General features: G+C 63.6%; 11 protein-coding genes. 6 read left to right on the top strand and 5 right to left on the bottom strand.

Features of this window, described 5'->3' with window-relative positions:
• Positions 1-92: 92 nt before the first annotated feature.
• Complete coding sequence (locus J7S20_RS02505) at positions 93-2,177, bottom strand: M13 family metallopeptidase (RefSeq protein WP_284052654.1); 2,085 nt, start codon at positions 2,175-2,177, stop codon at positions 93-95.
• Positions 2,178-2,313: 136 nt separating this feature from the next.
• On the opposite strand from J7S20_RS02505, the gene J7S20_RS02500 reads away from it, so the two are divergent.
• Positions 2,314-3,915, top strand: coding sequence for a carboxyl transferase domain-containing protein (locus J7S20_RS02500; protein WP_284052653.1), 1,602 nt, complete (start codon positions 2,314-2,316; stop codon positions 3,913-3,915).
• 17 nt (positions 3,916-3,932) lie between these two features.
• On the opposite strand, the gene J7S20_RS02495 is transcribed toward J7S20_RS02500, so the two are convergent.
• Positions 3,933-4,364 (bottom strand): endonuclease domain-containing protein, encoded by a 432-nt coding sequence (locus J7S20_RS02495; RefSeq protein WP_284052652.1) that lies wholly within the window; start codon positions 4,362-4,364, stop codon positions 3,933-3,935.
• A gap of 80 nt (positions 4,365-4,444) precedes the next feature.
• On the opposite strand from J7S20_RS02495, the gene J7S20_RS02490 reads away from it, so the two are divergent.
• From J7S20_RS02490 to J7S20_RS02470, 5 genes are all read left to right on the top strand, one after another.
• Positions 4,445-4,942, top strand: coding sequence for a nuclear transport factor 2 family protein (locus J7S20_RS02490; RefSeq protein WP_284052651.1), 498 nt, complete (start codon positions 4,445-4,447; stop codon positions 4,940-4,942).
• Positions 4,932-5,240, top strand: coding sequence for a DUF3088 family protein (locus J7S20_RS02485; protein ID WP_284052650.1), 309 nt, complete (start codon positions 4,932-4,934; stop codon positions 5,238-5,240). Before J7S20_RS02490 ends, J7S20_RS02485 begins: the two co-directional genes overlap by 11 nt.
• Before the next feature lie 166 nt (positions 5,241-5,406).
• Positions 5,407-7,293 (top strand): acetyl/propionyl/methylcrotonyl-CoA carboxylase subunit alpha, encoded by a 1,887-nt coding sequence (locus J7S20_RS02480; protein WP_284052649.1) that lies wholly within the window; start codon positions 5,407-5,409, stop codon positions 7,291-7,293.
• Positions 7,290-7,763: a GNAT family N-acetyltransferase gene (locus J7S20_RS02475; protein ID WP_284052648.1), complete on the top strand. Its 474-nt coding sequence runs from the start codon at positions 7,290-7,292 to the stop codon at positions 7,761-7,763. Before J7S20_RS02480 ends, J7S20_RS02475 begins: the two co-directional genes overlap by 4 nt.
• A 158-nt stretch (positions 7,764-7,921) precedes the next feature.
• The gene (locus J7S20_RS02470; protein ID WP_284052647.1) at positions 7,922-8,374 is read left to right on the top strand and encodes a MaoC family dehydratase; all 453 of its coding nucleotides are present in this window, start codon (positions 7,922-7,924) and stop codon (positions 8,372-8,374) included.
• On the opposite strand, the gene J7S20_RS02465 is transcribed toward J7S20_RS02470, so the two are convergent.
• Genes J7S20_RS02465 through otsB form a run of 3 tightly spaced genes read right to left on the bottom strand, consistent with a single transcriptional unit; the run spans position 8,375 to position 12,341 of the window.
• On the bottom strand, positions 8,375-9,766 hold the full coding sequence (locus tag J7S20_RS02465; RefSeq protein WP_284052646.1) for an alpha,alpha-trehalose-phosphate synthase (UDP-forming): 1,392 nt from the start codon (positions 9,764-9,766) through the stop codon (positions 8,375-8,377).
• Positions 9,763-11,562: a glycoside hydrolase family 15 protein gene (locus J7S20_RS02460; protein ID WP_284052645.1), complete on the bottom strand. Its 1,800-nt coding sequence runs from the start codon at positions 11,560-11,562 to the stop codon at positions 9,763-9,765. The genes J7S20_RS02465 and J7S20_RS02460 overlap by 4 nt, the downstream gene beginning before the upstream one ends.
• Positions 11,559-12,341, bottom strand: coding sequence for a trehalose-phosphatase (gene otsB / locus J7S20_RS02455; protein ID WP_284052644.1), 783 nt, complete (start codon positions 12,339-12,341; stop codon positions 11,559-11,561). Before otsB ends, J7S20_RS02460 begins: the two co-directional genes overlap by 4 nt.
• Positions 12,342-12,378: the final 37 nt, after the last annotated feature.

Below are 12,378 nucleotides of genomic sequence, written 5' to 3'. Positions count from 1 at the left end.
TCTTTTTCAGTCCTACGTACAGAGCAACCGGCCGCGCATGGAATCAACGGCATTGGCCGGTCGGGCGCGGCGTATCCGCCGCGCCCATTGCATCACCAGACATGAACCCGCTTGTCGGCGGGCAGATACAGTTTCGCATTCGGCTTGACGTCGAACGCCTTGTACCACGCGTCTAGGTTACGCACCGTTTCCGCCCGGTATTTCGCGGGCGCATGCGCATCGGTCGCGATGCGCGCCTTCAGCGCCTTGTCGCGGATTTTCTCGCGCCAGCTCTGCGCAAAGGCGAGGAAGAAGCGCTGGTCGCCGGTCAGCCCGTCGATCACCGGCGCTTCCTTGCCGTTCAGCGATGCGTGATACGCTTCATAGGCCGCGGTCAGGCCGGCGACATCGGCGATGTTCTCGCCCAGCGTCTGCTGCCCGTTGATGTGGATGCCGGGCAGCGGTTCATAGGCATTGAACTGCTTGACCAGCGCCTGCCCCTGCTCCTCGAAATGCTTGAGGTCTTCGGGCGTCCACCAGTTGCGCAGCCGCCCCTCGGCATCGAAATCCGCGCCCAGATTGTCGAAGCTGTGGCTGATCTCATGCCCGATCACAGCACCGATCGAGCCGTAATTGGCAGCCGGATCGGCATTGGGGTCGTAGAACGGCGCCTGCAGGATCGCCGCTGGGAAATTCAGCGCATTCTGCAACGGCAAATTCACCGCGTTCACCGTCTGCGGCGTCATCCACCACTCGTCCTTGTCGGGCGCCTGGTTCAGCTTGGCGAGCTGGTGCTTGTATTCGGCCATTTCGGCGCGGTGGAGGTTTCCGACCGGATCGTTCGGCTTGATGACCAGCCCCGAATAATCGCGCCAGCTCTCGGGATAGCCGATCCCGACATGCATCGTCTCGATCTTCTTGAGCGCTTCCTGCTTCGTCTTGGGCGTCATCCAGGTCAGGTTCTCGACGCGCTTGTGGAATGCCGCGAGAATGCCCTGCACCATATTCTGGATGTCGGCCTTGGACGATGCGGGGAAATACCGTTCGGCGTACAGCTTGCCGACAGCGTCGCCCAGATTGCGATTCAGGCTGGAAATCGCGCGCTGGTCACGCGGCCGCTGTTCGGGCGTACCGTTCAGTTCCTTGCTGTAAAAGGCGAAATGCGCGTCGTCGAATTTCTTCGGCAGCGCGTCGGTCACCTGATCGATCGCATGAAAGGTCAGCCAGTCTTTCCAGGCTTGAAGCGGTTCGGACTGGACAAGCTTGGCGGAGCCGATCACCGCCTGCGGCTGCCACACGATAAAGCCCTGCCGGTCGCCGAGCTGCGCGGCGTTCCAGAAGCCGTCCCAGTCGATCCCCGGCGCCTTCTTGGCAAAATCGGATCGCATCCACGGATTGTCGGCCTTGTGCGCGTCCTGGCTCTCGACGATCCCCTCGTGCGTCTTCGCGATCTTCATCTCGAGGTCGAAGATACGCTGCGCGCGCGCATCGGCATCGTCGATCCCGGCGAGCGTCAGCAACTTGGCGATATACGCCTTATATTCGCTGCGGATCTTCGCCATGTCGCCATCGGACGATGTGTAATAGTCCTTGCCCGGCAGGCCGAGGCCGCCCTGCAGCACATAGGGCCAGTTCTGGTTCGGATGGTCGAACGCCTGGCTGACAAAGATGCCGAACAGGTTGGGCGTTTCGAAATCGGTGGCGTTCAGCGGATCGACATCGGCGCGTATGTTCGCGCCCAGCATCTTCGACAATTGCTGCTTGTCCGAAACCGCGGAGATCGCATCGAGATCGGCCTTCAGCGGTGCAAGGCCGCGCTGCTCGATCCCGTTCGTGTCCATGAACGCCTTGTAATAGTCGGCGATGCGGCGCGTGTCGGTGCCCTCGGCCGCATTCGCCTTCACCGCATCGTCGACGATCTGCCGGTTATGCGCCTCGGCCTTTTTGAACACTTCCAGAAAAACGCCGGTGCTCGACCGGTCGGGCGGAATCTTGGTGTTCTTGCGCCAGGTGCCGTTGGCATATTCCTCGAAGTCGTTGCCGGGCTTTACCGTCTTGTCGAGCCCTGCCAGGTCGATCCCAACATCCGGCTTGGTCGCCTTGGCTGCCTGGCTGTTGTCCTGTGTCGCGGACTGGCCGGACGGGGTGCAGGCGGTCGTCGCAAGAAGGGCCGCGACGAGTATCGAGCTGCGCTTCATCAAGAAAATCTCTCCTTATCTAGGTGTATGGCGCGGGGGATACACCGGGAACTTCGGGCGCGCCAGCGGCTTCCCTTCATGGGGCGCTGCCGCTAGGCATGCGCGCGAACGATAATCGAGAGGACATGACTGCAAGATGAGTGCGCCGGCGCTGGATACGATGATCGCTCCCGACAGCGAAGCCTTTCGCGCCAATGCCGCGCACAATCGCGATCTTGCCGAGCAGCTTCGCACCGATGTCGCAAAAGCCGCGCTGGGCGGCAGCGAGCGGTCGCGCGAGCGTCATGTCGGGCGCGGCAAGCTGCTCCCGCGCGACCGTGTCGAGATGCTGCTCGATCCCGGCAGCAGCTTCCTCGAGATCGGCCAGCTCGCAGCGTGCGACATGTATGGCGGCGACGTTCCCGGTGCCGGCCTGATCACCGGCATCGGCACGGTTTCGGGCCGCCAGTGCATGATCGTGTGCAACGACGCGACGGTGAAGGGCGGCACCTATTACCCGATGACGGTGAAGAAGCATCTCCGCGCACAGGAGATTGCCGAGCAGAACCGCCTGCCCTGCATCTATCTCGTCGATTCGGGCGGCGCGAACCTGCCGCATCAGGCCGAAGTCTTTCCCGACCGCGACCATTTCGGTCGCATCTTCTTCAACCAGGCGAACCTGTCGGCCAAGGGCATCCCGCAGATCGCCTGCGTCATGGGAAGCTGCACCGCCGGCGGCGCCTATGTCCCCGCCATGTCCGACGAGACGGTGATCGTGCGCGAACAGGGAACGATCTTCCTCGCCGGCCCGCCGCTGGTGAAGGCCGCGACCGGCGAGGAAATCTCTGCCGAAGACCTTGGCGGCGGCGACCTTCACGGGCGCAAGTCGGGCGTCGTCGACCATGTCGCCGAAAACGACCATCACGCGCTGACCATCGTCCGCGACATCGTCTCGACGCTGCCCCCCAACCGCGTGCCCGAAGTCGCGCTGCAGGAGGTGCGCGAGCCGCGCTACGCGCCCGAACAGCTCTACGGCATCGTCCCGCAGGACGTCCGCGCGCCCTATGACGTGCACGAGATCATCGCGCGCATCGTCGACGGTAGCGAGTTCCACGAGTTCAAGGCGCTCTACGGCAACACGCTGGTCTGCGGCTTCGCGCATATCTGGGGCATGCCGGTCGCGATCCTCGCCAATAACGGCGTGCTGTTCAGCGAGAGCGCGCAAAAGGGTGCGCACTTCATCGAGCTCGCCTGTCAGCGCCGCATCCCGCTCCTGTTCCTCCAGAACATCTCGGGCTTCATGGTCGGCGGCCGCTATGAAGCGGAGGGCATCGCCAAGCACGGCGCAAAGCTCGTAACCGCGGTCGCGACCGCGCAGGTGCCCAAGATCACGGTGCTGATCGGCGGCAGCTTCGGCGCCGGCAATTACGGCATGTGCGGCCGCGCCTATTCGCCCAATTTCCTGTTCACCTGGCCCAACAGCCGGATCAGCGTGATGGGCGGCGAACAGGCGGCAAGCGTCCTCGCTACCGTCCACCGCGACGCGGATAACTGGTCGGACGAGGAAGCGGAGGAGTTCAAGGCCCCGATCCGCAAGAAGTACGAAGATGAAGGCAATCCGTGGCACGCGACTGCGCGGATGTGGGACGACGGCATCATCGACCCCGCCGAAACCCGCGACGTTTTGGGCCTGGCCTTCGCCGCGACCCTCAACGCCCCCATCCCCGAACGCGCCAAGTTCGGCGTGTTCCGGATGTGATTACGGACTGCGTCTCCTCAATCCTCCCCGAGCTCGCCTCGGGGAGGGGGACCGCCCGGCGCAGCCGGGTGGTGGAGGGGCAGCCGCGCGCGCGCAGCATCAACAACGGCCTGAACAACATCACCCACGTTCCGCAGAACGTCGGCCGCAGGAATCCTAAGAGTAGCGATGTCCCGCGCGCCGAAATAACGGTCCCGCTCAACATCGCGCTCAGCCCGATCGGAATCGGAATGCGCTTCCCCGTCGATCTCGACAATCAGACGCGCATCGCTGCAATAGAAGTCGAGGATATACGGTCCCGACGCGCTCTGCCGCCGGAATTTCAACCCCAGCGGCCGCTTGCGCAATTCGCGCCACAGCAGCACCTCGGGCAGCGTCATTTTCCGACGCAGCGATCGCGCGCGCGCCGTCGTGCCCGCCTTGGCCTTCGGCGCCGTATTTCTGAGCATGCTCTCCACCCCTCCACCATGCTTCGCATGGTCCCCCTCCCCGAGACAAGCTCGGGGAGGATCGCACCGGAGCACCGTTGATGCCGCTTTCCCTTCTCCTTGCAGGACTTCTGCAAACCACCCCCGTCCCCCCGCTACCGCCGGCCAATCCCGGCCCGCCGCCGACGCCCGATGTCGCTGCGGTGATGCAGCCGATCGACGCCATGTTTGCCGGTCTCGCCGCGCATGACGCAGCCGCGATCCGTGCGCAGGTGCGGCCCGAGGGCGGCGCTACGGTCGCGATCGAGAAGCCCGACGGCACGAAACAAATCCGCCATCTCGGTTGGGACGAATTCACCGCCGGCATCAAACCCGGGCCCGAGAAGTACGAAGAACGCCTCATCAACCCCGCGGTCGAGGTCGATGGCGACATCGCGATGGTGTGGGGCAATTACGTCTTCCTCGTCGACGGCAAGGTGCAGCATTGCGGCGTCGACCATTTCGACCTCGTCCGCGAAAACGGCGCGTGGAAAGTGCTGAACGTCACCTGGTCGCAACGCACCACCGGTTGCCCGGCAGGAGGCGACGATGGCGCGTGACCGGCTCTATCTGCTCGAACCGCGCTTTACCGACGAAGCGCTGCCGGGCCGCGTGTTCTACTGCAAGGACTGCGTAACCGTCGAAGGGCTGCTCGCTGCCTTTCCCGACCGCGCCGACGATATCGAGATCATCCGCGCGCCCTATGCCCGCCCGCGCACCGCCGTCGTCGATGCGATCGGAGAGGACAATCAGAACCTGCCCGCACTCGTCTTTGCCGAAGGCGGGTTCGTCAACGATATCGAGGGACTGCTAGCCGCGCTGCACCAGCGCCACGGCTTCCCCGAGCGACATCCATGATGAAGGCTGATTTTCCTACATCGCATCAAGCTGATAGCCGTGTCGCGATGATCGCGCCGCTTGCCATTCGCCTTTCCTCCGCCGCGCCGCATTTCGAATGTCGCGGGAGCGGGACCAAGGGGGGACGTACCACTAACTTCGCTAACTTTCGAAAGGCCGGTTCGTTTTGAAATCGCTCCTCATCGCGAATCGCGGCGAGATCGCCTGCCGCATCATCCGCACCGCGCGCGCCATGGGCATCCGCACCGTCGCCGTCTATTCGGACGCCGACGCGAACTCGCTGCATGTCCGTCAGGCCGATGAAGCGCTCCGTATCGGCCCCGCCGCCGCGACCGAAAGCTACCTCGTCGGAGAGCGCATCATCGCCGCGGCGAAGGACAGCGGCGCCGATGCGATCCATCCCGGCTACGGCTTCCTGTCCGAAAATGCCGACTTCGCGCAAGCGGTCAGCGATGCCGGGCTGATCTGGGTCGGCGCGCCGCCCGCCAGCATCCGCGCGATGGGGCTGAAGGACGCCGCTAAGAAGCTGATGGACGAGGCCGGCGTGCCGACGACCCCCGGCTATCTCGGCGAGGACCAGTCGCCCGACCGGCTGAAGCAGGAAGCCGATGCGATCGGCTATCCCGTGCTCATCAAGGCGGTCGCCGGTGGCGGCGGCAAAGGCATGCGCCGCGTCGACGACGCCGCGACGTTCGAAGAAATGCTGACCTCGTGCAAGCGCGAGGCGTCTTCGTCGTTCGGTGACGACCGCGTGATCATCGAGAAATACATCCTCTCGCCGCGCCATATCGAGGTGCAGGTGTTCGGCGACACGCATGGAAACGTCGTTCACCTGTTCGAGCGCGACTGCTCGCTCCAGCGCCGCCATCAGAAGGTCGTCGAGGAGGCCCCCGCCCCCGGCATGGATGCAAAGACGCGCGAGGAAATCTGTGCCGCCGCCGTCCGCGCGGCCAAGGCGGTCGACTATGTCGGCGCGGGCACGATCGAATTCATCGCCGACGCGTCCGAAGGGCTGCGCGCCGACCGCATCTGGTTCATGGAGATGAACACGCGGCTTCAGGTCGAGCATCCGGTGACAGAGGAAATCACCGGCCAGGACCTGGTCGAATGGCAGCTCCGCGTCGCCGCTGGCGAGCCGCTGCCCCGCGCACAGGACGAGCTGTCGATCGACGGCTGGGCGGTCGAGGCACGGCTCTATGCCGAGGACCCGGCGACCGGCTTCCTGCCCTCGACCGGCACGCTCGCCACCTTCTACGCGCCCGACGACATCGCCCGCGTCGAAACCGGGGTAGAGGTGCTCGACGCGATCTCGCCGCATTACGATCCGATGATCGCGAAGATCATTTGCCACGCCGACACGCGCGACGAAGCGATCGACGATCTTGCCGAGGCAATGGCCGAGACCAATGTCTGGCCGGTCAAGACCAACGCAGCGTTTCTGCGCAACTGCCTGCTCAGCCACGGCTTCCGCTCGGGCGAGGCGACGACCAATTTCATTGCCGATCACCTCGATGATCTGAGCGCCGCCCCCGCCCCGTCCGACGCGGCGTGGCAGATGGCGGCCCGCGCGCGCCACCGCATCGACGGCAGCGAGAGCGCCGAGCCGGTGACGTCGGCACCGTGGTTCGCGGGCTTGCGCCTCAACGCGGCCCCGCGCGCTCAGGCGGCGGTGGTGCATAAAGGCGAGCTGCGCGTGGTCGAGCTTGCCGATATCGACGCGTCCGGCGGCTGGGCGATCGAGAAGGAAGGCGTGGTCGTGTTCGAGGACGGCCAGCCCTTCCTCTTCGAAACCCCGCACGCGCTCGCGCGCGGCGGAGCGGCAGCGGCGGACGGCGCCATCCTCGCGCCGATGCCGGGCAAGGTCATCGCCGTCGCGGTCGAGAACGGCGCGACCGTTACCAAGGGCCAGACGCTGCTCACGCTCGAAGCGATGAAGATGGAGCACAGCCTGACCGCCCCGTTCGACGGCACCGTCGGCGAGCTGTCGGTCGCGACCGGCGAGCAGGTCACCGAAGGCACCGTTCTCGCCGTGGTCGAACCGGAGGGCGCATGAGCGACTTCGTCATCCGTGATGCGACCGCCGACGACCTTCCGGCGATCATCGCGCTGCTCCAGCAGGACCAGATGGGCGGCGAGGACGACGATCCCGGCCCGCCGCTCGACGATCGCTACCGCACAGCGTTCGACGCGATCGCGGACAACCCGAACGACCGCCTGCTCGTCGGCGAACTCGATGGCCGCGTCGTTGGCACATTCCAGCTGACCTTCATCCCCGGCCTGCTGTTCCACGGCGGGTGGCGAGGGCTGATCGAGGGCGTCCGCGTCGACAGCGCGGTGCGCGGCCGTCAGCTTGGCCGGCAGATGATGGAATGGGCGATCGAGCGCTGCCGCGAAAAGGGCTGCCGCATCGCCCAGCTAACCTCCAACCGAGCGCGCGTCGACGCGCACCGTTTCTACGAACGCCTAGGCTTCGTCGCCAGCCATGTCGGCATGAAGCTGCACCTCGACAATTCGTCAACCTGACGCACCAACCGTCACCCTGAACTCGTTTCAGGGTCCACTTTTGTTTTCGCGGCTCGTGATCTTGTTTTCTCGACACCGCCGATCGCCAAGATACTGCTGACCCGCTCGGTGGCTGCTGAAACAAGTCCAGCAGGACGCGCAATATTGAGGAGACCCCGATGCCCGGACGCTATTTCGACGAATGGCAGGCTGGCGACAGGATCGAGCACGATCTGCGCCGCACGGTGACCGACACCGACAATGTCATGATCACCACGCTGACCCATAATCCGCAGCCGCTTCATCTCGACGCCGAATATGCCGGTGCGACCGAGTTCGGTCGGGTGGTGGTCAACGGCATCTTCACCTTCGGGCTGATGGTCGGCATCTCGGTCGGCGACACCACGCTTGGCACGCTCGTCGCCAATCTCGGCTACGACAAGGTCGTGATGCCCAAGCCGGTATTCATCGGCGATACGCTCCGCGCCACCAGCGAGGTGGTCGAGAAGCGCCCGTCGAAGTCGCGCCCTGGACAGGGGATCGTCACCTGGAAGCACCAGATGTTAAACCAGCGCGACGAGGTGGTGTGCGAATGCCTCCGCTCCGCACTGCTGAAATCGAAACCGACCTGATCAGTCGGCGCCGACTGTCTCGCTCATCAGCGCCTCGGTAAAGCGTTTGCGCCACCAGATGACGTCTTCGGTCTCGATATTGTCCATCATGGCGCGCCAGCGCTTCAGCCGCTCCTCGCGGCCCATGCGCAGTCCCTGGACGATGGCGTCGGCCATCTCCTCTGAACTATAGGGATTGATGAGCACCGCGCCGACCTTCAGCTGCTCGGCAGCGCCGGCAAAGCGCGACAGGATCAGCACGCCGGGGTCTTCGGGGTCCTGCGCCGCGACATATTCCTTGGCGACAAGGTTCATCCCGTCACGCAGCGGCGTGACCAGCCCGATCCGCGCCGCACGATAGATGCCGGCAAGCTGATCGCGCGGATAGCCCTGGTTGACGTATCGGATCGGCACCCAGTCGACATCGGCATAGGCGCCGTTGATCCGTCCCGCGAGCCCCTCGAGCGTGGTGCGAATCTTCTGATAGCTCTCCACGCCGCCCCGCGACGGCGGCGCGATCTGGAGCAGGAACACTTCCTTGCGCTCTTCGGGGTGCCGCTCGAGAAAACGTTCATAGCCGAGGAAGCGCTCGTCGAGCCCCTTGGAATAATCGAGCCGGTCGACCCCGACGATCATGTCCCGACCGACCGCGCTGTCCTTCATCTGACGATACGCAAGCCGCGCGGTAGGGCTGTTCGCACCTTCGATAAATTCCTTGGCGTCGATCCCGATCGGCGCCGCGATGGCAAGCACCTTGCGACCCTCGAGTTCGATCATGCCGTCGTCATGGACCGTCGCACCCAAATCCTTTTCGGCAAAGTCCTGAAAGGATTCGAGCCATTCCTGTGTATGAAAACCGACCACGTCATAGGCGAACATCGTCTTCGCCAGTTCGGCAGCTTCGGGCAGCGTGTTGAGCAGGCGGCGCGGCGGCCAGGGGATGTGGAGGAAGAATCCCATACGGTTTTTGCACCCACGTTTCCGCAATCCCTGACCCAGCGGAAACATGTGATAGTCCTGAATCCAGACGACATCGTCTTCTTCGATCAGCGGACGAACGGTGTCGGCAAACCTGTCGTTCACCCGCTGATACCCGCCGGCGAACCCGCGCTCATATTCGGCAAGGTCGATCCGATAGTGGAAGAGCGGCCACAGCGTCCGGTTGGCGTAGCCGTTATAATATTCGTCGAGATCCTGTTCTTCGAGGTCGATTGTCGCCGATGTCACGCCGGCATTGCGCTGAAAGTTGATATGGCCGTCGAAATGGTCGGTCGTCTCGCCCGACCAGCCGAACCAGATGCCGCCATATTCCCGAAGCGCCGCGGACAGCGCTACCGCAAGCCCGCCCTGCGCACCGGAATTGGAATCCTTCGGCGCGGAGACGCGATTCGAGATAATGATAAGCCGGCTCATCGGATGGCGCTCCAAGGTTTGCTCAGCAAGACCGCACAATTAATCATGCCAACCAGCGAATAGGTTTGCGGGTAGTTCCCCCACAATTCTCCGCTGACCGGATCAATATCTTCGGAAAGCAATCCGGCAGCGGTGCGCCGCGATAACATTTCTTCGAAAAGTTCGCGAGCATCGGCATTTCTACCGGTGAAATGAAGCGCCTCGATCAACCAGAAGGTGCAGACATTGAATGCCGTTTCGGGCAGGCCGAAATCGTCTTCGGTCGCATAGCGCAGCATATGCGACCCTCGGCGAAGTCCCCGCTCGGTCGCTTCCAGCGTACCGCGAAACCGTTCGTCGTCGGGAGAGACGAACTTCAACTCCAGCAGCTGCAACAGGCTTGCATCGAGATCGTCGCCGCTGAACGTCGCGGACATGTGATTGCCCTTTTCGCGCCACGCCGATTTCTCGATCGTGTCGCGCATCGTATCGGCACGTTCTCGCCAGAATTTCTGACGGTCGGGAAGCTTCAGACGCTCCGCAGCATTGGCGAGCCGGTCGCACGCCGCCCAGCACATCGCCGCGGAATAGGTATGGACCGATTGACGGGTGCGCAGCTCCCAAAGACCCGCATCGGGCTTGTCATACACTTCCCATGCCCGTTCGCCGATGCGTTCCAGCGATTCGAAATCCTCCTCGCCGGCGATACGGAACAGGCGATGGTCGAAAAACGCCTGCACATTGGACAGTACGATCTGGCCATAGGCGTCGTGCTGGACCTGTTCATGGGCCTGGTTCCCGACCCGCACCGGCCCCATCCCCCGATACCCCGCCAGCCGGGACGCCTCTGTCTCCGGCAGGATGGTTTCTCCGAGTAGCCCGTATAGCGGCTGAATGAAGCCGCCCTCGGCCTCATCGACGATGTTGCGCAGATAGCCGAGATAGCTTTCGAGGACATCGAGCGCGCCAACGCGGTTGAGCGCCTGTACGGTATAATAGGCGTCGCGAATCCAGCAGTAGCGATAGTCCCAGTTGCGCTGCGATCCTTCATGCTCGGGGATCGAGGTGGTAAGCGCAGCGACGATCGCGCCCGTCTCCTCATACTGGCAGAGTTTCAGCGTGATGGCCGACCGGATCACGACATCCTGCCATTCGAGCGGCGTGGCGAGTCCGCGCGCCCAATCCTGCCAGTGATATACGGTGTAGTTGAGCATCTCCTCGACACTCGTGGAGATATCGCCCGAAAAACTCTCGTCAGGGCCGAGGAAGAAATGCAGCGGGCGTTCGACGCGAAAGGCGCGTTCTTCGTTCACCAGCCCTACGGGCGCATTGGTCGAGAGGCGCAACTGCAACCCGTCGAGCATGTAGCGAATATGGTTCGACCCGCTCGTCCTGCGAACATTGGGGTCACCCCAGTTCCGCGTCGGACGTAGCCGGACGCGCACGCGCGGGCTCCCGTGCACGGGGCGCACGATCCTGGCGAAGGATACCGGCCGATAGGTTCGCCCCAGTCGTTTGAAGCGCGGACAGAAATCAATCAGTTCGACGGCATTGCCATGATGGTCTGTCAGCGTACTGACGAGGACCGGCGTGTTACGGATATATTCCTGTTCGACCTTCACACAGTCTTCGAGGTCGATCGCCCACAGACCACCCGCATCCTCCGCCGCAGGGTCGTGCCCGTTAAGCAGGGAGGAAAAGACGGGATCGCCGTCAAAGCGGGGCACACATCCCCAGACCAGCCGCGCCTGACGGTCGATCAGCGCGCTGACCTGGCAGTTGCCGATGGGATATAGATCAAGTGATGCTGCACTCACCGTAGCGCCTCCTTGGCCGCTTCGAGCCAATCGAGTGTCGCGGTGACATCGTCCAGTCGGTAGCGTGCCAGAGTCGGCCTGACATCACCGACAAGTATTCCAGCGCCGCCGAGTTGGGCGACGGCCTCGAACCCGTCCTCGTCCGTCACGTCATCTCCCAGAAATACAGGACTGCTGCCGGCAAAGGGCGGTGTGTCCATGAACGCCGCGATCGCAGCCCCCTTGTGCGCACCGGCGAGACGGAGTTCGAACACTTTCTTTCCGGCCTGCAGCTTCAGCCCGGTGGCATCCGCCAATTGCTCCACCAGCAAACGCGACGCATCTTCTGCTTCTGCTGCAGCCTCGCGATAGTGAAGGCCAACGCCAAATGGTTTTTCCTCGATCAGCACACCATCCCAGTGTTCGGCGAACGCTTTCAGTTCCGCTGTTGCGGTATCGAGTCCGTCCGGCCGGGCCGGTACGACTTCCCTGCCATCGGCCCAGCGCATTTCGAGGCCGTGGCTCCCACTGACCGCAAAGCCTTCGCCCAGATATTCGGCGATGGATTGCATGGGTCGTCCGCTGACGATCGCCAACCGCCCATCAAGCGCCGCAGCCAGATGTTTCACGAGCGAGCGCAGCCGCGCATCCACCTCTATGCCGTCGGGGCGCGCAGCGATTTCAACGAGCGTCCCGTCGAAATCGAGAAACAGGCTGGAGCCTCGCAAGAGATCACGTGGCGGATTCGCCAGCGCGCCGATTCCGTCGGTCTGCGGCGCGTTGGTCGCGGCGTTGGTCATAAAAGCAGTGCCTCCCGAAAGTGCCGAACGTTCGTAA

Source organism: Stakelama marina (assembly GCF_018122655.1).
Lineage (GTDB): Bacteria > Pseudomonadota > Alphaproteobacteria > Sphingomonadales > Sphingomonadaceae > Sphingomonas > Sphingomonas marina.
This window is presented reverse-complemented; position numbering and strand designations above follow the sequence as displayed.

What these genes read in the sequence shown, in the direction of transcription:
- J7S20_RS02505 (WP_284052654.1), bottom strand. Translation starts at nt 2,177, where the DNA reads ATGAAGCGCAGCTCGATACTCGTCGCGGCCCTTCTTGCGACGACCGCC.
- J7S20_RS02500 (WP_284052653.1), top strand. Translation starts at nt 2,314, where the DNA reads ATGAGTGCGCCGGCGCTGGATACGATGATCGCTCCCGACAGCGAAGCC.
- J7S20_RS02495 (WP_284052652.1), bottom strand. Translation starts at nt 4,364, where the DNA reads ATGCTCAGAAATACGGCGCCGAAGGCCAAGGCGGGCACGACGGCGCGC.
- J7S20_RS02490 (WP_284052651.1), top strand. Translation starts at nt 4,445, where the DNA reads ATGCCGCTTTCCCTTCTCCTTGCAGGACTTCTGCAAACCACCCCCGTC.
- J7S20_RS02485 (WP_284052650.1), top strand. Translation starts at nt 4,932, where the DNA reads ATGGCGCGTGACCGGCTCTATCTGCTCGAACCGCGCTTTACCGACGAA.
- J7S20_RS02475 (WP_284052648.1), top strand. Translation starts at nt 7,290, where the DNA reads ATGAGCGACTTCGTCATCCGTGATGCGACCGCCGACGACCTTCCGGCG.
- J7S20_RS02470 (WP_284052647.1), top strand. Translation starts at nt 7,922, where the DNA reads ATGCCCGGACGCTATTTCGACGAATGGCAGGCTGGCGACAGGATCGAG.
- J7S20_RS02465 (WP_284052646.1), bottom strand. Translation starts at nt 9,766, where the DNA reads ATGAGCCGGCTTATCATTATCTCGAATCGCGTCTCCGCGCCGAAGGAT.
- otsB (WP_284052644.1), bottom strand. Translation starts at nt 12,341, where the DNA reads ATGACCAACGCCGCGACCAACGCGCCGCAGACCGACGGAATCGGCGCG.